21 protein-coding genes (1 of these 21 running past the window's edge) are annotated in these 23,693 nt (G+C 64.3%); 13 read left to right on the top strand and 8 right to left on the bottom strand.

The window, feature by feature from the left end; all coding sequences use genetic code 11:
* Positions 1 to 13 precede the first annotated feature (13 nt).
* The 4 genes from GIW81_RS09320 (at position 14) to GIW81_RS09305 (ending at position 4,499) form a co-directional block, all read left to right on the top strand.
* Positions 14 to 988, top strand: a complete 975-nt coding sequence (locus tag GIW81_RS09320; protein ID WP_210251918.1) for a lysylphosphatidylglycerol synthase transmembrane domain-containing protein — start codon at positions 14 to 16, stop codon at positions 986 to 988.
* Positions 988 to 2,394 (top strand): NAD(P)/FAD-dependent oxidoreductase, encoded by a 1,407-nt coding sequence (locus tag GIW81_RS09315; RefSeq protein WP_154738943.1) that lies wholly within the window; start codon positions 988 to 990, stop codon positions 2,392 to 2,394. The genes GIW81_RS09320 and GIW81_RS09315 overlap by 1 nt, the downstream gene beginning before the upstream one ends.
* Before the next feature lie 218 nt (positions 2,395 to 2,612).
* On the top strand, positions 2,613 to 3,881 hold the full coding sequence (locus tag GIW81_RS09310) for an MFS transporter (RefSeq protein ID WP_154738942.1): 1,269 nt from the start codon (positions 2,613 to 2,615) through the stop codon (positions 3,879 to 3,881).
* 39 nt (positions 3,882 to 3,920) lie between these two features.
* Entirely contained in the window at positions 3,921 to 4,499 is a 579-nt protein-coding gene (locus GIW81_RS09305; protein WP_154738941.1) for a GNAT family N-acetyltransferase, read from the top strand.
* A 118-nt stretch (positions 4,500 to 4,617) separates the two neighbouring features.
* Here GIW81_RS09305 and GIW81_RS09300 read toward each other — a convergent pair whose 3' ends face one another.
* The 3 genes from GIW81_RS09300 to GIW81_RS09290 form a co-directional block, all read right to left on the bottom strand.
* Complete coding sequence (locus GIW81_RS09300) at positions 4,618 to 4,773, bottom strand: DUF3309 domain-containing protein (protein ID WP_154738940.1); 156 nt, start codon at positions 4,771 to 4,773, stop codon at positions 4,618 to 4,620.
* A gap of 160 nt (positions 4,774 to 4,933) precedes the next feature.
* Positions 4,934 to 5,332 (bottom strand): response regulator, encoded by a 399-nt coding sequence (locus tag GIW81_RS09295; protein ID WP_154738939.1) that lies wholly within the window; start codon positions 5,330 to 5,332, stop codon positions 4,934 to 4,936.
* A gap of 18 nt (positions 5,333 to 5,350) precedes the next feature.
* Positions 5,351 to 5,596 (bottom strand): hypothetical protein, encoded by a 246-nt coding sequence (locus GIW81_RS09290; RefSeq protein ID WP_154738938.1) that lies wholly within the window; start codon positions 5,594 to 5,596, stop codon positions 5,351 to 5,353.
* 491 nt (positions 5,597 to 6,087) lie between these two features.
* Here GIW81_RS09290 and GIW81_RS09285 point away from each other — a divergent pair, with 491 nt between their 5' ends.
* On the top strand, positions 6,088 to 6,699 hold the full coding sequence (locus tag GIW81_RS09285) for a hypothetical protein (protein ID WP_154738937.1): 612 nt from the start codon (positions 6,088 to 6,090) through the stop codon (positions 6,697 to 6,699).
* 6 nt (positions 6,700 to 6,705) lie between these two features.
* On the opposite strand, the gene GIW81_RS09280 is transcribed toward GIW81_RS09285, so the two are convergent.
* Positions 6,706 to 8,223 (bottom strand): glucan biosynthesis protein, encoded by a 1,518-nt coding sequence (locus GIW81_RS09280; RefSeq protein WP_229309129.1) that lies wholly within the window; start codon positions 8,221 to 8,223, stop codon positions 6,706 to 6,708.
* Between the two features lie 889 nt (positions 8,224 to 9,112).
* Here GIW81_RS09280 and GIW81_RS09275 point away from each other — a divergent pair.
* Positions 9,113 to 10,090 carry an alpha/beta hydrolase family protein gene (locus GIW81_RS09275; RefSeq protein ID WP_229309128.1) on the top strand — a complete coding sequence of 326 codons (978 nt, stop codon included), beginning with the start codon at positions 9,113 to 9,115 and terminating at the stop codon, positions 10,088 to 10,090.
* An 18-nt stretch (positions 10,091 to 10,108) separates the two neighbouring features.
* Here GIW81_RS09275 and GIW81_RS09270 read toward each other — a convergent pair whose 3' ends face one another.
* Both GIW81_RS09270 and ubiG read right to left on the bottom strand, forming a co-directional pair.
* Positions 10,109 to 10,408 (bottom strand): hypothetical protein, encoded by a 300-nt coding sequence (locus GIW81_RS09270; protein ID WP_154738935.1) that lies wholly within the window; start codon positions 10,406 to 10,408, stop codon positions 10,109 to 10,111.
* 96 nt (positions 10,409 to 10,504) lie between these two features.
* Positions 10,505 to 11,275, bottom strand: coding sequence for a bifunctional 2-polyprenyl-6-hydroxyphenol methylase/3-demethylubiquinol 3-O-methyltransferase UbiG (ubiG, locus tag GIW81_RS09265; protein WP_154738934.1), 771 nt, complete (start codon positions 11,273 to 11,275; stop codon positions 10,505 to 10,507).
* Between the two features lie 208 nt (positions 11,276 to 11,483).
* Here ubiG and GIW81_RS09260 point away from each other — a divergent pair, with 208 nt between their 5' ends.
* From GIW81_RS09260 to GIW81_RS09235, 6 genes are all read left to right on the top strand, one after another.
* A complete protein-coding gene (locus GIW81_RS09260; protein ID WP_154738933.1) occupies positions 11,484 to 12,746 on the top strand; it encodes an aspartate kinase in 1,263 nt (420 codons plus the stop codon).
* A gap of 263 nt (positions 12,747 to 13,009) precedes the next feature.
* Positions 13,010 to 15,268, top strand: a complete 2,259-nt coding sequence (ptsP, locus tag GIW81_RS09255) for a phosphoenolpyruvate--protein phosphotransferase (RefSeq protein WP_229309127.1) — start codon at positions 13,010 to 13,012, stop codon at positions 15,266 to 15,268.
* Between the two features lie 92 nt (positions 15,269 to 15,360).
* Positions 15,361 to 16,098: a helix-turn-helix domain-containing protein gene (locus GIW81_RS09250; protein WP_154738931.1), complete on the top strand. Its 738-nt coding sequence runs from the start codon at positions 15,361 to 15,363 to the stop codon at positions 16,096 to 16,098.
* 111 nt (positions 16,099 to 16,209) lie between these two features.
* Positions 16,210 to 17,295, top strand: a complete 1,086-nt coding sequence (gene prfA, locus GIW81_RS09245; RefSeq protein ID WP_154739607.1) for a peptide chain release factor 1 — start codon at positions 16,210 to 16,212, stop codon at positions 17,293 to 17,295.
* Positions 17,285 to 18,169, top strand: a complete 885-nt coding sequence (gene prmC / locus GIW81_RS09240) for a peptide chain release factor N(5)-glutamine methyltransferase (protein WP_154738930.1) — start codon at positions 17,285 to 17,287, stop codon at positions 18,167 to 18,169. Before prfA ends, prmC begins: the two co-directional genes overlap by 11 nt.
* A gap of 327 nt (positions 18,170 to 18,496) precedes the next feature.
* On the top strand, positions 18,497 to 19,321 hold the full coding sequence (locus GIW81_RS09235) for a DUF4167 domain-containing protein (protein ID WP_324615014.1): 825 nt from the start codon (positions 18,497 to 18,499) through the stop codon (positions 19,319 to 19,321).
* Positions 19,322 to 19,352: 31 nt separating this feature from the next.
* Here the strand turns inward: GIW81_RS09235 and GIW81_RS09230 are convergent, their stop codons facing one another.
* Positions 19,353 to 20,120, bottom strand: coding sequence for an MOSC domain-containing protein (locus tag GIW81_RS09230; RefSeq protein ID WP_154738928.1), 768 nt, complete (start codon positions 20,118 to 20,120; stop codon positions 19,353 to 19,355).
* 207 nt (positions 20,121 to 20,327) lie between these two features.
* Here GIW81_RS09230 and clpB point away from each other — a divergent pair, with 207 nt between their 5' ends.
* Entirely contained in the window at positions 20,328 to 22,925 is a 2,598-nt protein-coding gene (gene clpB / locus GIW81_RS09225) for an ATP-dependent chaperone ClpB (protein WP_154738927.1), read from the top strand.
* A gap of 205 nt (positions 22,926 to 23,130) precedes the next feature.
* Here clpB and GIW81_RS09220 read toward each other — a convergent pair whose 3' ends face one another.
* Positions 23,131 to 23,693, bottom strand: partial view of a M23 family metallopeptidase gene (locus GIW81_RS09220; RefSeq protein ID WP_324614946.1) — the final stretch only. 1,465 nt of this gene lie beyond the right edge of the window; only the last 563 of its 2,028 coding nucleotides appear in the window; its start codon lies beyond the right edge, outside the window; it ends in the stop codon at positions 23,131 to 23,133.

Here is a 23,693-nt window from a genome sequence, read left to right as displayed (position 1 = left end):
GCGGTGCGCGCTCGTGCATAAGCCGATCCGCCTAGGGCTGGGGATTGCACTGGCCGGCATATTTCTCTGGTTGATGTTGCGGCACATCGACGTGGATGAGATAGGCCATGCGTTTGCGAAAGCAGATCTCTGGGCGCTTAGTCTTGCTGTTGCTGCATTTGGCGTGGGCCTTGGATGCAAGATTGAACGGTGGCGGCGAATGCTGCTGCAGACCAATGCGGAGCTGACCTGGTCGGACTGCTATGGGCCGATGGTTGCGAGCGTCGCGGCAAACAACGTACTGCCCTTTCGCGCCGGCGACATCATGCGCGCTTTTGGCTTCAATGGTAGACTCGGCATCAATGCCTCAGTCTCGCTGACCACGATTGTGGTCGAGCGGTTGCTGGATCTCCTGATCGTTATCTCCTTCCTCGGTCTGGCGCTCATCGTCTTCGGGACAGACTCTTCACGTGTCATCGGCGTTGGAGGAGGACTGCTCATCGGCAGCGCCGTCGCAATCCTGTCGGTGTTGCTGTTTCCGCGCATGCTCAGCCCACTCCTCTTCTGGGGCGCAGGCCTCATCACCCGACTTTCCCCTGGCCTAGGTTCAGGCATCGAGCGCGAGCTCGAAAAGATTTTTGCCGCACTCGACTACACCGCGAAGAGCCGCACGATGTGTGCACTTATCGTTTGGTCATTGCTGGCTTGGACAGCAGAGGGCTGCGCCTTCTGGTTCACGGCTATGGCATTGCAGACAATCGAGGTTCCCACGGTCGCTTGGCTCGCCCTGCCAGCCGCCACGCTTTCGACCATGATTCCGAGCACCCCCGGCTATGTCGGAACCTTCGACTATTTTACCGCGCAGGCAATGACGGTGGGGGGAAATACGCTGGCCGACTCGGTAGCGTATGCCTTTCTCGTGCATCTCGTGCTCTGGCTTCCTCCAACCCTAGCAGGAGGCATCTATTTTTTCCTCAATCCCCCTGCAATGGCCCCGGTCAAGTCCTGATGACAATCTCCTCCACCACCGCCGCGGCAGTAACCGTCGTTGGGGGCGGATTCACAGGTCTTGCTGCCGCATATGAGCTCGCAAAGAGAGGTGTGAAGGTTGCCGTCATCGAGAGTGAGACGGAAGTTGGGGGGCTTGCCGCGGCTTTCGACGTGAGCGGCGAGAAGCTCGACCGCTTCTATCATCACTGGTTCACCAACGACCTCGAGGTGATGAATCTCATCGAGGAGCTCGAACTGACGGAACGGGTTGAGATCAACCCCACCAACACAGGCATCTACTTCGCCGGCAACTTCTTCAAGCTCTCGACGCCCTGGGACTTACTCAACTTCAAGCCGCTCGGCTTTGCCGATCGCATCCGTCTTGGTCTGCTCGCCCTGCGCGCGCGTCAGGTGCGCGACTGGCAGGCGCTGGAGGAGATGACCGCCAAGCAGTGGCTGAAAGACCTCGGCGGCGAGAATGTTTACCGCGTGGTGTGGGAGCCGCTGCTGAAGGGAAAATTTGGGACTTATGCAGACGACATCTCGGCGGTGTGGTTCTGGAACAAATTAAAGCTACGGGGTGGAAGCCGCGGCAAAGGTGGTGAGGAGCGTCTTGCTTATTTCCGAGGCGGCTTTGCCGCATTGGCCGAGGCTCTGTCGGAGAAGGTTCGCGCACTGGGCGGTCAAATCTCGGTTTCGACTCGCGTGCGTGAGATCCGCAAGCACAATCAGCGTTGGCACGTTGAGACGAACCGCGGAACCTACTTATCAGATCATGTAATCGCCACGCCTGCACTTCCGCTGATTGCGGATATGATCGAGAGCTGGGCGCCGGCGGATTATCTGGCCAGTCTGCGACGTATACGTTATCTCGCCAACGTCTGCCTGGTTCTCGAACTCCGGCACTCGCTGTCCGATACCTATTGGCTCAACGTCAACGATCCGACATTTCCCTACGTCGGCATCATAGAGCATACGAACTTTCAGGGGCCGCAGAATTACGGCGGACGCCATATCGTCTATCTCTCCAAATATTTGCCGCATACGCATCAGCTTTATTCCATGTCGGCAGACGAGTTGCTTGATTTTTCTCTTCCATTTCTCAAGACGATGTTCCCAGCCTTTCAACGGGACTGGATCGAGGCCCACCACCTGTGGCGTGCTCGTTGGTCCCAGCCGGTAGTAGAGCGAAATTATAGCCGCCTCATTCCATCCGCTGCGGCCCCCCTCGAGGGGCTTCACATCTGCTCGATGGCGCAAATCTACCCGGAGGATCGCGGCACCAACTATGCCATACGGGAAGGACGTCGCGTCGGAGCTGAGCTGGCATCGCAGATCGTAAAGCCACGGAACGCTAGAGAAAGTGAGGACGGGGACGTCCCACCCACGGCTCACCTGAACCTTTCGGACTTGGCCGCGGTATAGTTCCGGCAAGACGCAGACCGTGAATTCGCTCTCGTCGGGACGTGCCGCAGGGCGACCCACATAGCCGCATGGCCTAGCGCTGCCATTGGCGGCCTAGGGCCGTTCGGCTACAACGCCTCCAACACCCCCGACGTTCGGCCGGCTCTCCGGCGCCTCCGACATCATGTCTATTCTGGTGCTGCGCTTCTCCCGCGGCGCCGACGCAACTCATCTGAAACATGCGCATAGCCAAAGACCTGCCGTTCCTGCGCTATCCGGACTTCAGCCTGCTGCTTGTCGCCCGCTTTCTGTCGGCGGTGGCGATGCTGACGCAGGGCGTCACGCTGGGCTGGCAGGTCTATTCGATCGCGCGCCTCGACCACTCCGTCGAGTACAGCTCCTTCCTCGTCGGCATGATCGGGCTCGCTCAGTTCGTGCCCATGTTCGCGTTCGTATTGCTCGCGGGCGAGACAGCGGACCGTTACGACCGGCGCAAGATCCTCATTGCCTGCTGCGTGCTGCAGATATTCTGCTCGAGCGGGCTTGTAGCGCTGGCCAACGCGGAACGGCCGAGCCTCATCGCCATATTCGCTATCGCCGGCATGTTCGGCGTCGGCCGCGCCTTCACCATGCCGGCGAGCGCGTCGCTCGGCCCGATGCTGGTCCCGCGCGAGATCCTGCCGCGTGCCATCGGCTGGAACACGCTCGCCATGCAGGGCGGCATGATCCTCGGCCCGTGGATCGGCGGTGTTCTCTGCGCCGTGTCGGTGCCATTGGCCTACCAAACCTCGGCGCTGCTCTACGCGGCGGCGGGAGTGGCTGTCTTCTTCATCGCCGCCAACACCAAGCCGGCCCATCAGGGCGGCAAGCGGCTGCAATTGATTGCCGAGGGCCTCGCTTACGTGTGGTCCAACAAGATCGTGTTCGGCGCCATTTCCTTGGACCTGTTCGCCGTGCTGCTCGGCGGCGTCACTGCGCTGCTTCCGGTATTCGCGCGCGACATCCTGCACATCGGGCCCGACGGCTTCGGCCTGCTGCGCTCCGGTCCGGCGATCGGTGGCGGGCTGATGGCGCTGGCGCTGAGCACGCGTCCCATCCAGCGCGATGCAGGGTTCTGGATGCTGGTGTCGGTCGCGAGCTACGGCCTGGCGACGATCATCTTTGCCGTTTCGACGTGGGTTTGGGTGTCGATGCTGGCGCTCGCGGCGCTGGGCGCAGCGGATGCCGTATCGGTGTTCGTGCGCCAGAGCCTCATCCAGATCGTCACGCCGGACCCGATGCGCGGGCGCGTTACGGCGGTATCTAGCCTGTTCATCAGCGCATCGAACGAGCTTGGCGAATTCGAGAGCGGCGTTGCCGCGCGTTTTCTCGGTCCGGTTGGCGCCGCGATCTTCGGTGGCGTCGGCTCGATCGCCTTGACGGGCATCTGGGCGAGACTGTTCCCGGCCTTGCGTACCGCGCATCTCGATACGGTGCGTACCGAGATGCCGGCCAAGCGAGGCGGCTAGGTCGTAGACTCATTTCGGGGCGAAGGAGGCTGCAACGTCGTGGACGTCAAAATCGAAACTTCGCGCCTTACTCTCCGACCTTGGGGTGAGGAAGACGTCGAACAACTCACGCTAGGCTTGAACGATCTCAAGCTCGCAAAGTGGATGGCTTTCGTCCCTCATCCCTATTCGACGTTACACGCCAAAAACTGGATCAAGAGATGTCAGGAAATTGCGAACGCGGGCATTCGGCCGGTTGCGTATGAATTTGCGGTTGAACTTAGACCTGAGCGACTGGTGATCGGAGGGGTCAGTCTCAATAAGATTGACCGGGAGGCAGGGACGGGTGGCGGAGGAATTTGGATCGCCAACGATTATCAGGGACGCGGCTATGGACGCGAAGCGTTTGAGGCGAAAATCCGTTTCGCATTTTGCGAACTGGGCCTGACGAAGCTGGTCAACGGTTACTTCGACGGCAACGAAAATTCCTGGGCGATGCAGCGCAGATTGGGGTATCGGCGCGTCGCTGAGGTTGCCAGTAGTTGCATGGCTGACGGCAGGCAAACGATCGAACATGTAACGACGTTGCTGCGCGGTGATTGGGAAGATCGCGAGGACCAACAGTCCAACCGAGCATGATCCAATGGCTCGCAAACCAGCAGCTCTGGCAGAGCTACGGAGGGCGCTGACCCAGCCAATCCAACGACCGCAAACCACCCATCTCGGCCGTTTCCGGTCTATTAGGTTCGCGGTCTGGCTAGACGCGCTGCAAGAGGTAGATGATGAGCACGATGACCAGCACGGTGCCGAGCAGGCCCGACGGTCCGTAGCCCCAGCTGCGGCTGTGGCCCCAATTGGGCAGTGCGCCGACCAGCGCCAGAATGAGAATGACAACAATGACGGTTTCAAGCATCGCTCGGTGTTCCTATTATCGTTCTCCGAGCTAACGCGACTGTTGCGCCGTCGTTCCGCTCACGAGCTGCATTTCCCATCGTGGCGTCCACGACGACGAAGCCCCCGATCTTTCGATCGAGGGCTTTGACTCACTTGCTGGCTCGCGGCGACTGGCCTCTTCAGGTCGTCGTCAGCGAATTGCCAGCAAATTTCGAGTGCGCGGTCTTGCGCGCGCTGCCGCTCGAGTTGAGCAGGAACTTGACCATGTCGGGGCTCGCGGGTTTTGCCGCATAAGTGTGAGGAACGCTTCCGAGCCCGGCGCCTACGTTCGGATAGCCGGACAGCACGACGACCTTCACACCCAACGCCTGGAGCGACTTCGCGATGGCGCTACCCGTGTGCCCGTCTGCCAGCTCCAGGTCGACGAAGGCGACATCGGGTACGTTGTCGGAAGCGGCCCTTAGTGCATCGCTAGCATTGGCATATACGCCTGCAACCTCATGACCGGCGCTCTCGACGCTCATCGAGAGGTCGGCGGCGAGAAACGCATCGTCCTCGCAAATCAGTACGCTGCTCATGCCGGTACTCCTTTCGAGCTAAACGTCGGAGCGGGAATTTGGGTTCCGCAGTGCAGCATCGCCGTCGGCGCAGGCCTCGGGGCGCGGTTCCGGTGCTGCCTGCTGCGCCAAAGCTTGCGGCTGACCTGACCCGGCCGTGAGGCTGCGGTCGGTGTTCCGGGCGAGCTCGCGCATATGCTCGGGCACGGGACACTGCGTGATCTCCTCATAGAGGAATCGCAGCTGCTTCGAGGTCACGCGCGTCCAGTGGAAACCGTCGACCATGTCCCCATCCCCGAAGTGCTGATCCCGGCATGCAATCGGCCGGCGGCGTAAACGAGGAAGCGGGGCGGTTCGTTCCCAGCTGCCGACGGCAAATTTCCGAACCGATAGCGGCAAATAGACGAAGGTCGCTCGCGAGGAACTTGGGGGACGATCGGCGAGTTGGCGGATGAAACTGCAACGAAGGGCCGATACCTGACGAAGGAGAAGCGCCGTGATTGCCCTCATCCTCAGCGTTTGTTCCATCGTGGAAGGGGCCGCGTGTCGCGAGCTCCCGCCGATCCCTCTACAACCGAATACGACGATGGTGGGCTGCCTGATGGCGTCGCAGATCGAGGGCGCCAAGTGGATCGAGGACCATCCCAACTTCTACATTCGCAAAGTGACTTGTCAGCCACAGGGAAAGGTCGCTCAGACTTAGACCCCTCCGGTCGACGGAACTACACGATCATATTGGCGTTGCCCCGCCCAATCGGGGCGAGCGGAGATGCGAGATGCCGGCTGACCGTCTCACTCAATACCGCTGGTTCCTACTCGACGCCGTCCAACTCTCGGCGATCGGTCTGACCGCGCTGGCACTTGTGCCGGGCAGTTCGCATGCGTTTGATATGCTGGCCAAATTGCAGCTCGGCCCTGCCGAATACACGGCAATCGAGCGGTTGCAACATGGATCGTCGCTGTTTGTCGTCGCCAGCACACTGGCCCTCATCGCGCTCGGCCTGCATGCCTTCCTCGTTCGCAGCAACGCCGTCGCTTACGGTTGGTCGCTGGCGGCAATGCTCAGTGTCGGCGCCGCGCAGCTCGCGTTCTGGTTCGTCGGCTATCCCGTCAGCGTCGAAACCGCCGGGTGGACACACCTCCCTGCCGATTTCGAGTCAGCGCGCCGCAATTGGGAATATGCGTTCGCCGCGACAGGCATGCTCGCCTTCGGCGGGCTGCTGGCGCTGGTGCGCGCCATCGAGGCGAGCCGGCCTATCGCCAGCATGTCGATCCTGAAGTCGATCGAGAACGACGCCGCAGTCCGTGCGGCTCGCATGCGTGCCCGACAGATCGTCGCCGAGGATGACGGCGAGCGCGGCCTGGTAGAGCGCTCGCGCGCCGCTTGAGCCGCCTCAGGCTTTCGGAAGCCACTGATAGATCCACGTCTCGGACAGCGTTTCATCGCCGAGCCGGAGGTAGCAGCGCAGGTCCACCGGGCCATCGCCCTCGGTCGTGAGGTCGAACAGCGCGCGCCAGCGGTCGGTACCCACGACTTTGATGACGTACGCATTGTCGATGCGACCGCGCGAGTGCGACACCACCGGCTTGATGTCGAAGCGCTGCTCCATGGTGGAGAGCGGACCGCCGGCAAAGTCGATAACGAACTTGCGCTTGTCCTCGGAGATCGTGTGCGGCACGCCGGGGACCCCGCCGTCGCCCGTGTGGGTCGACATTACCCGGCCGATGTTGACGGGCGGATTGGGCTCGTCGTTCTGCCAATAGAGTTTGTAGTTGAAGGCTAGCTCATCGCCGGCGCGCACCGGTTTCTTCGGCACCCAGTAGGCGACGATGTTGTCGTTGGTTTCGTCCTTGGTCGGGATTTCGACGAGCTGGACGGAGCCCTCTCCCCACTCGTGGGTCGGCTCGACCCAGATGCCGGGGCGCTTGTTGTAGAAGGCTCCGTCGTCCTGATACTCGCGGAAGTCGCGGTCGCGCTGCATCAGGCCGAAGCCCTTCGGCGACACGTCGAGGAACGAGTTGGTGCGCACGATCGACGAATTGGTGAGCGGGCGCCAGATGTGCTCGCCGACGCCGGTCCAGATCGCCAGACCGTCGCTGTCGTGGATCTCGGGGCGCCAGTCGCTGGCGTAGCGGCGGTCGTTCTCGCCGTACCAGAACATGCTGGTGAGCGGCGCCACTCCGACGCGGTCGATATCGGTGCGCGCGAAGAGATCGGCGCTGACCGTCATGATCGGCGCCCGGCCCTTCACGCACTCGAAGCGATAGGCGCCGGCGATGCTCGGGCCATCGAGCAGCGCGTAGATCGTTATCGCCGGCTTGTCGTCCTGCGGCTCGTCCAGCCAGAACTCGGCGAAGCGCGGGAACTCTTCGGGCTCGGGCATGGCCGTATTGATGGCGATGCCGCGCGCCGAGGCGCCGTACTGGTTCTCCTCGCCCGAGGTGCGGAAGTAGCTGGCGCCCTGGAACGCGAGCCAGTCCGTCTCCTTTCCGCGTCCGTCCATGACGCGAAATCCGGAGAAGCCGAGGTCGGGCGGCAAGGCGTTGGCGAGATCGGCGTTTTTGTAGTCGAAGCAGTCGGGCGAATAGATCAGCTCACGCGCCTCGCCGTTCGACAGCGCATTGATGCGCACGCCGAGCGGGTTGAACTTGTCGACGTGGAAGAGGCGGACGGGACACGGGCCGGGGCCGTCCGGCCAGAGCGCGCGGTCGGCGCGGAACTTGATCGCCTGCACGGCGTCGAAGTCGACATCCTGCACCGCGGCCGACGCCGGGGTCGGGCCAGCATACGGCTTGCTCGCCATGTCCTTGGCGCGGGCACGTAAGCTTTCGAAGCTGAAAGGCGTTGGATCGCCGAAGTGCGGTCGCATCGAGGGGGTGACGCCGGCGCGCGCCGAGGCGGCGAACGCCATCACCAAACCCCAGGCACCCCCCGCGGCAAGAACCTGTCTTCGGCTAACAACAGACATGATGCGACCCTCGACGCGGCTTAGCGCAGAACTGGAAAAATCGGGGATGTCATGGCGAAAGCTGCGCACGCTTGTCAACATGCACCCCTGACATGCTGAACAATGGTTTCCATAGGCGGCTGAATATCCAATGGGTCTTGGTTCATATTGCGCCATAGGAACCGCGCCATTCGTCGCGGTTAATGTCAGGAACGGCACTTGGGGCTGACCGAGTTTCTCACGCGGGAGGTACGGGAGAACAAGAACCAAGGAGGAATTACTTCATGAAGTTACAAGCCCTCATTGCGGCGTCAGCGCTTGCCATGACGAGTGCAATTGCCATCGCCCAAACGGCCCCCACGCCGGCTGACCCGAGCGCCACGCAAAATGCGCAGCCCGCTCCATCGGCTCCGAAACCGGCCGATCCGGCCGCAAGCTCCAACCCTTCAGCCGCGCAGCCCACGGCCCCGATGCCGAGCGCTGGCGGTTCTGCGTCTGAGGGTGCGAGCACGGGCGAGTCTGGCGCCAACCCGGCTGGCATTCCGGCCGATCCGAACACCAAGCAGAACGTGCAACCTGGTCCGAGCAACTTGACGCCGTCGGACCCGGCCTCGGCATCCAAGCCGGGCGCGCGAGCTCCGACCTCGCCATAACGTCGCGACAAAACTACGCGTCGTGTCAGCCGTGAGCCCGCCGTTCATCGCGATCGGCGGGCTCCTTACGTTCAAAACGCTCATAACGAAAATGATTTTCACGGGGAACCACCTCTAGACGATCCGGCAATTTTTCGGAGATAGTCGGCGTGCTGCTTCGGTGCTGCGTGCTTCGTTGCAGGCGACACGGGGAGGGATTCTTGCCGAACAAGCTCCGGGCGGTGCGCGCCGCCGTGAAGTGCGCTGTGTCGCGCGCAAAAGCGTGCGCGATCATCTTCGTACTTCTTCTCTCTCACTCCCCGACCCTGCAGGCCGATCCGGCGATGACGACCGGATCGATGTACGGAGCCTTCGGTCCCGAAGGCCAGCGCATGCGCGAGCAGCTGTGGCTGCTGCCGAGCGGCGACAACTCCATCGCCCTGCGCGCCACCGTATTCCGTCCAGCTTCCACGCTGACGCAACGCTTCCCGCTCGTCGTCATCAATCACGGCACCTCGGAGGCAAGTCGCCTATCGGTGTCGATGCCGGTCTACTATTGGCTGTCGCGCTGGTTCGTCGATCGCGGTTACGCCGTGGTGCTGCCGCAGCGGCGCGGGCACGGCTCGACAGGCGGCGAGCTTGTTGAATCGGTCGGCAGCTGTGCCGATCCCGATCACTTTCAATCGGGCTTGACCGCGGCCGACGATATCGGCGCCGCCGTCGACTACATGACCCATCAGCCGTTCGTCGATCCCACGCGCATACTTGTCGTCGGTGTCTCGACCGGCGGCTGGGCGTCGCTGGCCCTCGCAGCCAAGCGACCCGACCTCGTTTCCGCCGTGGTGAACTTTGCGGGCGGACGTGGCGGCCACGCTTGGGGCCGCAGCAACTCGGTGTGCGGCGTCGACAAGCTTGTGATTGCGGCGCACGACTTCGCTCGCACCGCTCGCGCGCCGACGCTGTGGCTCTATGCCTCGAACGACAGCTATTTCGGTCCGGCACTCGCGGCAAAAATGGCGGCGGCTTGGAAGGATGGCGGCGGGCTCGTCGAGTACGACCCACTGCCTGACTACGGCAGGGACGGGCATACGATTGCCGACGATCGCGCCGGCTGGGACCTTTGGGGAAGCAATCTCGAGCGCTTCCTGGCGAGCAACTTCGCGCCGTCGAAGGAACCACAGGTCGCGCAGGGACCCTAAGGCCCGCGCGGATCTCATCTACATCTGCGTCTTGGCGCGGCCCGTTACCGGATCGCGACCGCCGCGATATTCGAACTTCTGTTCTGCCGCCCACGCTTGCGCCGCCGGTTGCTCTTCCTCGTCGCGCTGGGCTCCGACCTGGTATGGCGGATCATAAGTTCCCGGTGCGTAGCTTGGCGCAATCGACGCGCTGTAGGCATCATCGGGCGTCCCGGAAGACATGGTCGAGGCGCAGCCGCCGAGGGCAAGCGCTGCAAAGGCCGCTACAACAAGAGCGCCACCACGCAAATGAATCATCGATTTATCAAAGGCATCCATAAATCCTCTCCAAGAATACTTTAGCGTCGTCGTTCCATTTTGAAACGCCGGCGGATTACCCGCGGTTCCTTGGAGCGGCTGCAACTTGAGGGCGGATCAGCCACGGCTGCGTGCGGCAGCGGCGATGTAGTTGACGTCCGTGTCCGGGCCGAGACGCCAGTCGTCCGCCATGACATCATAGATAATCCCGGACATCTCCGGTTCGCCGAAGCCAGCATTGGCGAGGTAACGGACCAGTTCGTCGGTGGTCACGAAGCGGTTCCAATCGTGCGTCCCGCGCGGTAGCCAGCCGAGCACGTATTCGGCACCGATGATCGCCAGCAGGTACGATTTCCAGGTGCGATTGAGCGTCGAGACGACGACCGCGCCACCCGGGCGGACCAGCGCGCCGAGGCTGCGTACGAACGCCGCCTGGTTGGGCACGTGCTCGATCACCTCCATGCAGATGACGGCATCGAAGCTCGCGCCCTCGGCCTGCAAGTCTTCGACGGCCGCAGTGCGGTAGTCGATGGCGAGGCCCTGTGCGCCGGCGTGCCGCCGCGCGACGGCGATGGCGTCGGCGGTCGGGTCGATCCCGGTAACCTTGGCGCCTAGCCGCGCGAGCGGCTCTGACATGAGACCCCCACCGCAGCCGACGTCGAGCACAGCCAGTCCGGCGAGCGGCTTTAAGCGAGGCATAGCCAAGTTGAAGTGCCGTGCCAGGGCATCGCGGACGAAGCCCACCCGCGCCGGCCCCTGACGATGCAGCGGGCGCAGCTTGCCGTCGGCATTCCACCAGTCACTGGCCAGGCGCGCGAAGCGCTCGACCTCGGCGGGGTCGAGGTTGGCGTTGCTGGGGGCCGGAGAGGTCTGAGCGTCGCTGGGCATACCCCGGATACGGGTGCGGGCGAAACAGAATGTCAAGGCACAGGATATTGCGGGATCAATGGGATGCCGGTAAGAGAACGCCGCGTAAACGGGATTCCTGTTCGCCCCAGGCTGTTTGCGCCATAGCACCGGCCGCGCCCCCGCGCGCTCGGCGCCGCAATCGGGCAATTCCAGCAATTAATGCGCAAGCCGCACGGCGGGACACGCGATGGCTGTTGTTGTGATGAAGTTCGGTGGCACGTCCGTCGCCAACGTCGAGCGCATTCGCAATGTGGCGCGTCACGTGAAGCGCGAGGTCGACGCCGGCAACAAGGTCTGCGTCGTCGTCTCCGCCATGTCAGGTGTCACGAACCAGCTCGTCGCCTGGGTGCGCGAGGCAGCCGTGCTGCATGACGCGCGCGAATACGACACGGTCGTCGCGACCGGCGAGCAGGTGACCTCTGGCCTCCTCGCCATCGTGCTCCAATCGATGGGACTGCAGGCGCGCTCCTGGCAGGGCTGGCAGATCCCCATCACGACCAGTGCCGCACACGGCTCGGCACGCATCACCGGTATCGACGGTGCGGAGCTTCGCCGCCGCTTCGACGAGGGCGAGGTGGCGGTGGTGACGGGCTTCCAGGGTATCGAGCCCGAGCGTCGCCGCATCGCAACATTGGGCCGCGGCGGCTCCGACACGAGCGCGGTGGCCATGGCCGTCGCACTCAAGGCCGATGTATGCGACATCTATACCGACGTCGATGGTGTCTACACCACCGACCCCCGCATCGTGCCCAAGGCGCAGCGCCTACCGAAGGTGTCGTACGAAGAGATGCTCGAGATGGCGTCTCTCGGCTCCAAGGTGCTGCAGACGCGCTCCGTCGAGCTGGCGATGGTCAACCGGATGCGGGTTCGCGTCCTGTCGAGCTTCGTGGCGCCGGAGGCGATGTCGCCGGTGCGGCTCGACAAGCTGGAAGACATCGGCACTATCGTTTGCGATGAGGATGAGATCGTGGAAAATCAGGTCGTCAGCGGGATCGCCTACGTCAAGGACGAGGCGAAGGTGACGCTCATCAAGGTCGAGGACAAGCCGGGCGTTGCCGCCCGCATCTTCGGACCGCTCGCCGACGCCAACATCAACGTCGACATGATCATCCAGAGCGTCACGCCGGACGGCAAGCACACCGACATGACCTTCACCGTGCAGGCTGCCGAGCTGCCGCGCACGCTCGAGGCCTTGAAAGCGACCAAGAAGGAGATCGGCGAGTTCGAGGTTCAGAGCTCCGCCGACGTCGCCAAGATTTCCGTCATCGGGATCGGCATGCGCAGCCATGCCGGCGTCGCCGCCATGATGTTCAAGGCCTTGTCGAGCAAAGGCATCAATATTCTGGCGATTACGACTTCTGAGATCAAAATCAGCGTGCTGATCGACGCGGCTTATGCCGAGCTTGCCGTCAGAACGCTGCATTCTATTTATGGTCTCGATGCCGACTGAGCGCGGCCGAGCGCGAACGGTCGAGCACTGAACCTGCACTAGTGTCCTGTTCCGACGTTCGCCAGAGTTCGCGGCTAGGTCCAAAAGCGAGCTTCGGAATCGAGAGGGACACTAGAGTCATAGACTTGCTAGTGTGATTCAGACCGAGAAATTCGCTCAATACCGCTGCCGCAGATGATGGCGAATTCCTCGATCATCACACGAGCGGCGGGACTACCCGGGCGGCACGACCTATGCAGAGGCGAGGTGACGAGCCACGAGTGATGACCTCCGAGCCGGCGCTGCGTGTGATCATGCGGCGTCTGCGCGAGATCATGTCCGAGACCGATGACGGCCAGTCGCGGCTCGACAAGATCGTCAAGCAAATCGCCGGCGTGATGGTCACCGAGGTCTGCTCCATCTACCTCAAGCGTCAGGATGGCTCGCTCGAGCTGTTCGCCAGCGAAGGCCTCAATCCCGACGCCGTGCACAACACGCGCATGAAGCGTGGCGAAGGTCTCGTCGGCCGCTGCGCCGAGTTGAACATCACCGTGAACGAGCCCGAGGCGTCGAGCCACCCGGCATTCTCTTATCGTCCTGAAACCGGCGAGGAGATCTACCACTCGCTGCTGGCCGTGCCGATCGGCCGCTCGGGCCAGGTGCTCGGCGTGCTCGTCGTCCAGAACCGAACCCAGAAGGAATACTCCGACGAGGATGTCGAGGTGCTGCAGGCGACGGCGATGGTCGTCGCCGAGCATCTCGTGTCCGGCGCCGTGGCCGGGGCCGGCACCGCGATCGAGTTGGAGAAGTCCCTCTCGGCGGTGATCCAGGGCGAGCAGATGGCGGACGGCATCGCGCTCGGTCACGTGGTGCTGCACGAGCCGCGGATCGTCGTCACGCACCTGATGGCCGAGGACCCGGCCGAGGAAATGATCCGCCTCGAGACCGCGATCGGGAGCCTGCGGGCGTCGCTCGACGAGATGTTCGACCACGAGCACCTGTCGGGTGCCGGCGAGCATCGCGACGTGCTCGACGCCTACCGCATGTTTGCCCACGACAAGGGCTGGGAGCGGCGGCTGCGCGAGGCGGTGGAAGGCGGGCTCACTGCGGAAGCATCGGTCGAGCGCGTGCAGAACGCGACGCGCGCCCGCATGCTGCGCCAGAACGATCCCTACTGGCGCGAGCGCCAGCGCGACCTGGACGATCTTTCAGATCGGCTGCTGCGCATTCTTGCCGGCCGCATAACCAGCGCTGACGAACCGTCCTCCTTGCCGCCCGATGCGATCCTCGTCGCCCGCACCATGGGGCCGGCGGAGCTGCTCGACTACGACCGCAAACGCCTGCGCGGCCTGATCGTGGAGGACGGCAGCGGTCAGAGCCACGTGGCGATCGTCGCCAAGGCGCTGGGCATCGCCGCCGTCGGGCAGGCGAGCGGCATCGTCGAGCGGGTCAAGGCGGGAGACGCGGCGATCGTCGATGCGACGACCGGCGAGGTGCACCTGCGCCCCTCGACCGACGTGATCGCCGCTTACTCCGATAAGGTCCGCTTCCTTGCACGCCGGCAGCGCCAGTATCGCGCCCTGCGCGACGTACCAGCGGTGACGACCGACGGCGTCAAGGTCGATCTGCAGATCAATGCCGGTCTGCTCGTCGACATGCCGCACTTGAAGGATGCCGGCGCCGACGGCGTCGGGCTGTTCCGCACCGAGCTCTTGTTCATGCTGTCGAACACCCTGCCGAAGGTCGAGCGCCAGGCGGATTCCTACCGCGCCATCGTGGCGCGGGCCGACGGCAGGCCGGTGGTCTTCCGCACGCTCGATATCGGCGGCGACAAGGTCCTCCACTACCTGCGCCAGCCGAAGGAAGAGAACCCGGCCATGGGCTGGCGGGCCGTGCGCATGGGGCTCGATCGGCCGGCGCTGCTGCGGACCCAGGTGCGGGCACTCTTGCGCGCTGCCGCCGGCCAGGAGCTGCGCGTCATGATTCCGATGGTCTCGATGGCCACGGAAATGGACGAGGTGCGTGCGCTGGTCGACAAGGAGCGCAAGATCATGCGCGCCAGGGGCCAAGAGCCCCCGAAGAAGGTGCGGCTGGGGGCCATGATCGAGGTGCCCTGCCTGCTTTTTGAGCTCGACGCGCTGATGGAGAAGGTCGACTTCGTCTCCGTCGGCAGCAACGACCTCTTGCAGTTCATGTATGCGGCCGACCGTACGAACGCCCGCGTCGGCAGCCGCTATGATTCATTGTCTCCTAGCCCGCTGCGCGCTCTGAAGACGCTGGTGAAGGCGGCGGAGAAGCACAAGGTGCCGCTGACGCTGTGCGGCGAGATGGCCGGACGCCCCGTCGAAGCGCTCGCCTTGATCGCGCTCGGGTTCCGTTCGCTGTCGATGGCGCCGGCCTCGATCGGTCCCGTGAAGACGATGATCCTCGCGCTCAATGCGCGCCGTGCCGCGAAACTTGTGGATGACCTGTTGAAAAAAGGCACCACTGATATCCGCGAACGCCTCGATAGCTTCGCAAAATCCGAAGGCATCGAAGTCTGAGCGCTGCACGTTCTGTCTTTGACAACGAGCCGCTTTCATCAGACGATGCGTGCCGGGGGAACTTCCAGTTCCGATCATTAGTGGCGTTGGTCATGCGTGAAGGCTACGAGCCGGCAAGACCTCTTCCTGTCGTGCGTCCGCAAGGCGCACGCAATCCCTATTCTGCAGCAACGCCGCCGTCGCCGACCATCATGGCCGCGGAGGTTGCGCGATTTTTCCGTGACCTGCGCGGCGCCCTGCGCCTCAATCCTGCGCAAGCGGCGCAAGCCTTGTCGACGCGCGTCGACATCATCGCGGCGCTGGAGACCGGCCTGATCGGATCGTTGCCGCCGTGGCCGGAGACCTGTCGCATCGTGCGCACCTATGCAGGTTTCGCCGGGCTCGATCCGCGCCCCGTCCTGCATTCGCTCGAGCAGCTGTTCGTCGAAGCACCACGAACAACTACGGTGCGTGCGGCTCGTCGGCCGCGATTGCCGCAACTGGGCCGGCAGGGCGCCCCGATCCTCAAAGCGATCGGCGGGGGAGGCCGGCGTGCCGCCGAAGCGGCGCGCAACGTCCGCGACGTCATGAACGAGCACGCCGGCAAGCCGGGTATGGCGCTGTTCACGGTCACCATGGGCATCGCGCTGATCCTGCTCATCACCCAAACGGCGGTCCTGGAGGCCGCGGTGTCCCAGCTTCCGCCGTCGATGAAGCGCTTCGTCCGCGGCGCCCAGAACTATGTGATCGTGCGCTTGGCTCCCGTGCGCGACGGCCTGCGGTGGATCGACGTGCCCGATCCCCGTACCCGCCGGAGCGACAAATTGCAGTCGACGGCCCAATCGGATTAGATGCGGCGCGCTGCGGCGCGGGTGCCATATCCACCCCAAGCTGAATAGATCGTCGGTTCGCCCGCCGGGGCGCGGCCGGCATTGCCGTTCGAGATCGTCAACCAGAAGCCCATGCCCGGAATCCCGCAAGACAAGCTCGAGAAGATGGTCGGCCGCTGGAGCTCCATTCAGGCCGAGCTCAATGCCGGGGTGAACCAGGCCGCCTACGCCAAGCTCACCAAGGAGTTTGCCGCCCTCAACCCAGTGGTGGCGATCATCGAGGCGCTGCGGGCTGCCGAGAAGGAGAAGTCCGATCTCGAGGCGCTGATCGCGGACCCGGCTTCAGACAAAGAAATGATCCAGATGGCGCGCGCCGATCTCGAGGCTCTCGAGCCGCGCCGCGAAGAGCTCGAGCAGCAGCTCAAGATCCAGCTCCTGCCGAAGGACGCCGCCGACGAGCGCAGCGCTATCCTCGAGGTGCGCGCCGGCACCGGCGGCGACGAGGCGGCGCTGTTCGCCGCCGACCTCTTCCGTATGTACAGCCGCTACGCTGAAGTCCGCGGCTGGAAAGTCGAGATCATCTCGATCTCCGAGAACGACCTCGGAGGCTACAAGGAGATCGTCGCCTCGATCAGCGGCGAAGGCGTGTTTGCGCGCCTGAAATACGAATCCGGGGTGCATCGCGTGCAACGCATTCCCGCGACGGAAACGGGCGGTCGCATCCACACGTCGGCGGCGACCGTCGCCGTGCTGCCCGAGGCCGAGGACATCGATATCGATATTCGCCCCGAGGACATCCGCATTGACACGATGCGCGCGGGCGGCGCCGGCGGCCAGCACGTCAACAAGACGGATTCCGCGGTGCGCATGACGCATTTGCCGACCGGCATCATCGTCGTCTCGGCGGAAAAGTCGCAGCACCAGAACCGGCGCCTCGCCATGCAGGTGCTGCGGTCGCGGGTCTACGAAATGGAACGCGAAAAGGCCGACAGCGCCCGTGCCCAGGCGCGCAAAGGTCAGGTCGGCTCCGGCGATCGCTCGCAGCGCATCCGCACCTACAACTTTCCGCAGGGCCGCGTCACCGACCACCGCATCAACCTCACGCTTCACAAGCTCGACGAGGTGCTGGCCGGCGGGGCGCTCGACGAAATCGTCGACGTTCTCATCACCGAGCACCAGGCGAACCAGCTCGCCGACATGGAAGGCAATGCCGCCTGAGATCCCGATGACGCTGGCGGAAGCGGCGCGCGCCGCCCAGCAAGCGTTGGACGCCGCCGGTGTCGAGGACGCCGGGCGTGACGCGCGCCTGCTCATCGCTGCGGCTGCGGGGGTGTCGACCGCCGATATCATCGGCCGTCCTGAGCAGCGCCTTTCGGCCGAGGCGCAGGCGCGGCTCCGGCAGATGATCGAGCGGCGCAGGGCCCGCGAGCCGGTGTCGCGCATCCTCGGCGAGCGCGAGTTCTACGGGCGCCGCTTCGCCCTTTCAGCGGCGACGCTCGACCCGCGTCCCGACAGCGAGACGCTGATCGGCGCGGCGCTTGAAATCGCCACGCACGAAGGCTGGGGCGAGGCGCCGATCCGCATCCTCGATATCGGCACGGGGACCGGCTGCCTGCTGCTGACGTTGCTTGCCGAGTTGCCGAACGCCACGGGGCTCGGGACCGACCTCAGCGAGGAGGCGCTGGCGACGGCGCGACAGAACGCGCAGGCGTTGGGGCTCGCCGAGCGGGTCGCATTCGCGTGCCATGACATGCTCGACGGCGTCGCTGGCCCATTCGACCTGGTCATCAGCAACCCGCCCTATATAGCCAGCGGAGATATCCCCGGGTTGGCGCCGGAGGTGCGCGACCACGATCCGCCAGCGGCGCTCGATGGCGGCTCCGACGGCCTCGCCTTTTACCGCCAGATATCGCAGGGCCTCGGAGGGGTGCTGCGGGGGTGGGTGGTCCTGGAACTGGGGATGGGACAGGCGGACGCTGTGGCTCTACTGTTGCAGCAAGCGTTCGTTAAGACACTCCGTGCAGAAGTACGCAGGTATGACGACCTTGGCGGCCATACCCGTTGTGTGGCGTTGCGGTTACACTCGCACTAGGTCGCAAAGAAAAGGTTTGATTTGCGCCCGTTCCGCGCTAGTCTGAGCCCAGCCGATTGATCGTGCGCGCGCTTCAGAGTTGGAGCCTGATCGACTGCACGAGATGGGATTGCGAAGCACGGGGACACGCTTTTGGCGAGGACCTGTTGCTCCCGCTAGAACGGCGATCGCTAGCCACTTGGTGTGCAACGCCCCCTTCCGATCGGAAGTAGCGACTGCCGGTTAAAGCGTCACGAGATTGAGACACAGTGCGCGCGCATGGGCGCCGCCAGGAACTGGCCAGAGATTGCGTGTCGGCGCCTGCTTGAAGGCCCTGCGCTCTCGCAAATGCTAACAGCAGGCCGCACGCGGATTTTTTCATCACGACCGAGAACGGAGCCAATGAGGCAAGGACAGCAGAACCGTCGGGGCCGCGGGCGCAGCAACCGCAAGGGGCAGAGCCCGCTCACACGCAGCTTCGAGAGCACGGGGCCGGAGGTTAAGATCCGCGGCACCCCCTCTCACATCGCCGAGAAGTATATGTCTCTGGCGCGCGATGCGACCTCGTCGGGCGACCCGGTACTGGCCGAGAATTACCTCCAGCACGCCGAGCACTACAACCGCATCATCATGGCCTTCCGCGATCAGCAGATCGCCCAGGGCGGCCCCGAGATGAACGGCGGTATGCCGCGCGGTCCCGGCGACGGTGACGATTTCGGCGACGACGATGGTGATGACGGCGATATGCAGCCGCCGCTCCATCAGTCTCAGCCGCAAATGCGCCATGACCACCAGCCGCGCTCGGATAACCAGCGTTTCGAAGGGAATCGCGGCGGCTCGCAGGACCAGAACCGGCACCGCGGTGACCGCGATCATCACCGCAACAACAACCGGTTTGACCGCAACGACCGTGGCGGCGACCAGCAGCGCTTCGATCGCGGCGGCGACCCGAATGGCGGTCCGCCTCCCCGTCCTCAGAACGCTGAGCAGGGCGGCCAACCCCGTCAGGGTGGAGGCGAGCAGTTCCGTCGCCGGGACAGCTTCCCGCAGCAGCAGCACGAGCAGCCCGAATTCCTGCGCCGGCCGGTTCGCCGTCCGCGCCGCGAAAGTGGCAACGGTGCCCCTGAGGAAGTTAATGGTGCCGCAGGTCCGGACGAGCCCGACCGCGACTGATACTCTTTGATTTCCGAACGACCGTGTTTCGTCAGACGACGACAGGATCGCCGAGGGTGATTGTGCCGTCCGTGACGACGCGCGCGTAGATGCCGAAATCTGTGTGGCCGAAGGCTCGCTGCAGCTCGGCGGGGATCGCCATGTCGCGCTTGCCGTTGTCGGGATCGACATTGGTCGCAGCGCAGCGCTCCGTGCGCTTCAACACCTCGAGCCGTACCGCGCCTACCTGCAGCGGCTTGCCGACCCAGCCGAACTCCGCCCACGGCTCGCCGCCGTCGATGACGAGGTTGGGCCGGAAGCGCAGGGGATTGACCTCGCGCCCGACGACACGCTCCACCTCGCGCAGCGACGCTTTGCTGACGATGTGCAGGCATTTCGCTGCGACGTCAGAAAAGCTGTGTCCCGGCGCCGATACCACGCGCGGGGCGCCGCGCAACTCCTCCTGCATGTAGGCGGCGAAGAACTGCTCGATCATCTTGCGGCCGATCGGTGTCCTCAAGTCGCCGCGCGCCACCTGCTTACCGGCGCGGTAAACGACGAGCGTCTCGGTCTCGTCCTCGAACCGCGTTTGCAGCGTCGCGAGGCGCTCGTTGCGCATCAGCATGAGGAAATTGATTTTCGGCAGGTGCGCCGGGTGCTCCGGGTCGAAGCGGCCGGGGCCATTTTCGATGGCGTAAGCGCGGTCGAACGGCGCCGTTCCGCCGGCGCGCAGCGGCATGCTCTCGAGCGGCTCGGGGGATAACCCTTTGACGGGATAGCGGTAGAGGCCGCGGACGGTGGGTCCGCTCGGATCGGGCATCGTCAATGCAACTCAAAAGATGCTGAGATGGCCCGGTGCGGGCCTCTTTTGTCTTGTTCCGACCACACTATATCACCTGTTGGAAAGGTTTACGGACGATGCTGCCGCGTGCCGGCGAGGTCGTCCGGACTGCACCACAGATCATCCTGACGTAGAAGGTGCCAACCCGTGCCGTTTGGGCGGAGCGGCATGCCGAGGAGGGAACGTATGAACTTTGAAATGTTTACGGACCGCGCCCGCGGATTCGTGCAAGCGGCGCAGAGCCTTGCGCTGCGCGAGGGCCATCAGCAGTTCTCGCCCGACCACCTTTTGAAAGTGCTCCTCGACGATAACGAGGGCCTCGCTGCCGGGCTCATCCGCAAGGCGGGCGGCGACCCGAAAGCGGCACTGAAAGCCGTCGAAGCGCAGCTTGCCAAGCGTCCGAAGGTTTCGGGCGGTGGTTCCGGCCAGCTCTACATGGCTTCGGAGCTTGCCCGCGTGTTCGATGCCGCCGAAAAGATCGCCGAGAAGGCGGGCGACAAGTACGTGACCGCCGAGCGGCTGCTGCTGGCGCTGGCGCTCGAGAAGGGCACCGACGCGGCGAAAATCCTCGCCGACGCCGGCGTCACTCCGCAGGGGCTGAACGAGGCCATCAACGAAATACGCAAGGGTCGTACTGCCGACACCGCATCCGCCGAGCAGGGTTACGACGCGCTGAAGCGCTATGCGCGCGACCTCACCGAGGCCGCCGCCGCCGGCAAGCTCGACCCCGTCATCGGCCGCGACGAGGAGATCCGCCGCACCATCCAGGTGCTGTCGCGGCGCACGAAGAACAATCCTGTGCTCATCGGCGAGCCGGGCGTCGGTAAGACGGCCATCGCCGAGGGCCTTGCGCTCCGCATCGTGCACGGCGACGTCCCCGACAGCCTCAAGGATAAGAAGCTGCTCGCGCTCGACATGGGCGCGCTCATCGCCGGCGCCAAGTATCGCGGCGAGTTCGAGGAGCGCCTGAAGGCCGTGCTCAATGAGGTGCAGGCCGAGGGTGGGCGCATAATCCTGTTCATCGACGAGCTGCATACCATCGTCGGCGCCGGCAAGACCGAGGGCTCGATGGATGCCGGCAATCTGTTGAAGCCGGCGCTCGCCCGCGGCGAGCTGCACTGCATCGGCGCCACCACGCTCGACGAGTACCGCAAGCACATCGAGAAGGACGCCGCACTCGCCCGTCGCTTCCAGCCCGTGTTCGTTAACGAGCCGACGGTCGAGGACACGATCTCGATCCTGCGCGGCTTGAAGGAGAAGTACGAGCTGCACCACGGCGTGCGCATCACCGACAGCGCGCTCGTCGCCGCGGCGACCCTGTCGAACCGCTACATCGCCGACCGCTTCCTGCCCGACAAGGCGATCGACCTCGTCGACGAAGCGGCGTCGCGCCTGAAGATGCAGATCGATTCGAAACCTGAGGAGCTGGACCGCATCGATCGCGAGCTGATGCAGCTGAAGATCGAGCGCGAGGCACTGCGCAAGGAGAGCGATGCCGCGTCGAAGGACCGCCTCGCCAACATCGAGAAGGAGATCGCCGATCTCGAAGAGGAGAGCAAGATCCTGACGCAGAGCTGGGAGGCCGAGAAGGAGAAGCTCGGCAGCGCCCAGAAGCTCAAGGAGGAGCTGGATCACTCGCGCACGGAGCTCGAGAAGGCGCAGCGGCGCGGCGATCTCGCGCGCGCGGGCGAGCTTGCCTACGGCAAGATCCCCGAGCTCGAAAAGAAGCTGCAGGTGATCGAAGCCCAGGAAGCCAAGGGCACCATGGTCGAAGAGGCCGTGACGCCCGACCAGATCGCCGGCGTAGTGTCGCGGTGGACCGGCGTGCCCGTCGATCGCATGCTCGAGGGCGAGCGCGAGAAGCTTCTGAAGATGGAAGATGCGCTGGCGAAGCGCGTCGTCGGTCAGCGCGAGGCGGTGGATGCCGTGTCGACGGCCGTACGCCGCGCGCGCGCCGGGCTACAGGACCCGAACCGGCCGATTGGCTCGTTCATGTTCCTGGGGCCCACGGGCGTCGGCAAGACCGAGCTCGCAAAGGCGTTGGCGGCGTTCCTCTTCAACGACGACACGGCGATGCAGCGCATCGACATGTCCGAGTTCATGGAGAAGCACTCGGTCGCCCGCCTCATCGGCGCGCCTCCGGGATATGTCGGCTACGAGGAGGGCGGCTCGCTCACCGAGGCGGTGCGCCGCCGGCCGTACCAGGTGATCCTGTTCGACGAGATCGAGAAGGCCCACCCGGATGTCTTCAACGTGCTTCTACAGGTACTGGACGACGGTCGCCTGACCGACGGCCAGGGCCGCACGGTCGACTTCCGCAACACCATCATCATCCTCACGTCGAACATCGGCGCGGAGTACCTCGTCAACCAGAAGGAAGGCGAGGACACCGACCTGGTGCGCGACCTCGTGATGGGCGAAGTGCGGCAGAAGTTCCGGCCGGAGTTCTTGAACCGTCTCGACGACATCATCCTGTTCCACCGCCTGCAGCGGGCGGACATGGGGAAGATCGTCGATATCCAGATGCAGCGCGTGCAGAAGCTGCTGACCGATCGCAAGATCAAGCTGGAGCTGGACGATGCGGCGCGCACCTGGCTCGCCAATCGCGGCTACGATCCGGCCTACGGCGCGCGCCCGCTAAAGCGCGTCATCCAGCGACACGTGCAGGACCCGCTCGCCGAGCAGATCCTTTCCGGCCGCATCAAGGACGGCGACACGGTGCGCATCGGCGTCCGCGACGGCGACCTAGTGCTCAACGGCGAGCCGGTGAAGGTCGCCGCGTAACTCGATTGCCGGTGTCGGGCTTGGCCCGGCACCGGCCATCCTTACTGTCATCCTCGGGCTTGTCCCGAGGACCCAGCTCTCGGCTGGCTCTGCGAGGGCCCCCTTGTGGCGCATGTCCACCAATAGCCAGCACTTGAGACGCTAAGATGTGGATCCTCGGCATAAAGCCGAGGATGACAGCGTGGGTGTGCCGCGCTGGGGTGGGTTACTTGCTGGCGGTCATGACCGGCGCGAGGTGACGCAGATTGTCGATGCGCTGGCGCTCCTTCTGGAACTCGGCCAGCACGCGACCGCTCAGCTCGCGCTCGCGCGGCACCTGGATCGCAAGCGGGTCGACGAAGCGCGAGTTGATCAGCACCTCGTAGTGCAAATGCGGCCCGGAGGCGAGGCCGGTGGCGCCGACGTAGCCGATGATCTCGCCCTGGCGAACCTTGGCGCCGGCCTGCACGCCTTTGCGGAAGCGAAGCATGTGGCCATAGGCGGTGTGGTAGCCGTTGGGATGACGGATGCGCACGTAGTTGCCGTACTGGCCCTTGCGTCCCGCCTCCTCGATCACGCCGGTGCCTGCCGCGAGGATCGGCGTACCGGGCGACGTCGCCCAGTCGACGCCGGTGTGCATGCGGCGCTCGTTCAACAGCGGGTGGAAGCGCATGCCGAAACCGGACGCGAGGCGAACATCGCCGCGCACCGGCCGGCGCATCAGGAACTGCTTCGAGTTGTTGCCCTTCTCGTCGTAGTAGTCGACGACCCCGTCGGGCGTGCGGAAGC

Origin of the sequence: Hyphomicrobium album, from assembly GCF_009708035.1 — a bacterium.
Lineage (GTDB): Bacteria > Pseudomonadota > Alphaproteobacteria > Rhizobiales > Hyphomicrobiaceae > Hyphomicrobium_A > Hyphomicrobium_A album.
Note: the sequence above shows the minus strand (reverse complement) of the source record. Positions and strands in the feature narration are given on the sequence as shown.

Excerpts from the sequence above, each read along its gene's own strand:
- GIW81_RS09315 (WP_154738943.1), top strand. The coding sequence starts at position 988 with ATGACAATCTCCTCCACCACCGCCGCGGCAGTAACCGTCGTTGGGGGC.
- GIW81_RS09310 (WP_154738942.1), top strand. The coding sequence starts at position 2,613 with ATGCGCATAGCCAAAGACCTGCCGTTCCTGCGCTATCCGGACTTCAGC.
- GIW81_RS09300 (WP_154738940.1), bottom strand. The coding sequence starts at position 4,773 with ATGCTTGAAACCGTCATTGTTGTCATTCTCATTCTGGCGCTGGTCGGC.
- GIW81_RS09295 (WP_154738939.1), bottom strand. The coding sequence starts at position 5,332 with ATGAGCAGCGTACTGATTTGCGAGGACGATGCGTTTCTCGCCGCCGAC.
- GIW81_RS09290 (WP_154738938.1), bottom strand. The coding sequence starts at position 5,596 with ATGGTCGACGGTTTCCACTGGACGCGCGTGACCTCGAAGCAGCTGCGA.
- GIW81_RS09285 (WP_154738937.1), top strand. The coding sequence starts at position 6,088 with ATGCCGGCTGACCGTCTCACTCAATACCGCTGGTTCCTACTCGACGCC.
- GIW81_RS09280 (WP_229309129.1), bottom strand. The coding sequence starts at position 8,223 with ATGGCGTTCGCCGCCTCGGCGCGCGCCGGCGTCACCCCCTCGATGCGA.
- GIW81_RS09270 (WP_154738935.1), bottom strand. The coding sequence starts at position 10,408 with ATGGATGCCTTTGATAAATCGATGATTCATTTGCGTGGTGGCGCTCTT.
- ubiG (WP_154738934.1), bottom strand. The coding sequence starts at position 11,275 with ATGCCCAGCGACGCTCAGACCTCTCCGGCCCCCAGCAACGCCAACCTC.
- GIW81_RS09260 (WP_154738933.1), top strand. The coding sequence starts at position 11,484 with ATGGCTGTTGTTGTGATGAAGTTCGGTGGCACGTCCGTCGCCAACGTC.
- ptsP (WP_229309127.1), top strand. The coding sequence starts at position 13,010 with ATGACCTCCGAGCCGGCGCTGCGTGTGATCATGCGGCGTCTGCGCGAG.
- GIW81_RS09250 (WP_154738931.1), top strand. The coding sequence starts at position 15,361 with ATGCGTGAAGGCTACGAGCCGGCAAGACCTCTTCCTGTCGTGCGTCCG.
- prfA (WP_154739607.1), top strand. The coding sequence starts at position 16,210 with ATGCCCGGAATCCCGCAAGACAAGCTCGAGAAGATGGTCGGCCGCTGG.
- prmC (WP_154738930.1), top strand. The coding sequence starts at position 17,285 with ATGCCGCCTGAGATCCCGATGACGCTGGCGGAAGCGGCGCGCGCCGCC.
- GIW81_RS09235 (WP_324615014.1), top strand. The coding sequence starts at position 18,497 with ATGCTAACAGCAGGCCGCACGCGGATTTTTTCATCACGACCGAGAACG.
- GIW81_RS09230 (WP_154738928.1), bottom strand. The coding sequence starts at position 20,120 with ATGCCCGATCCGAGCGGACCCACCGTCCGCGGCCTCTACCGCTATCCC.
- clpB (WP_154738927.1), top strand. The coding sequence starts at position 20,328 with ATGAACTTTGAAATGTTTACGGACCGCGCCCGCGGATTCGTGCAAGCG.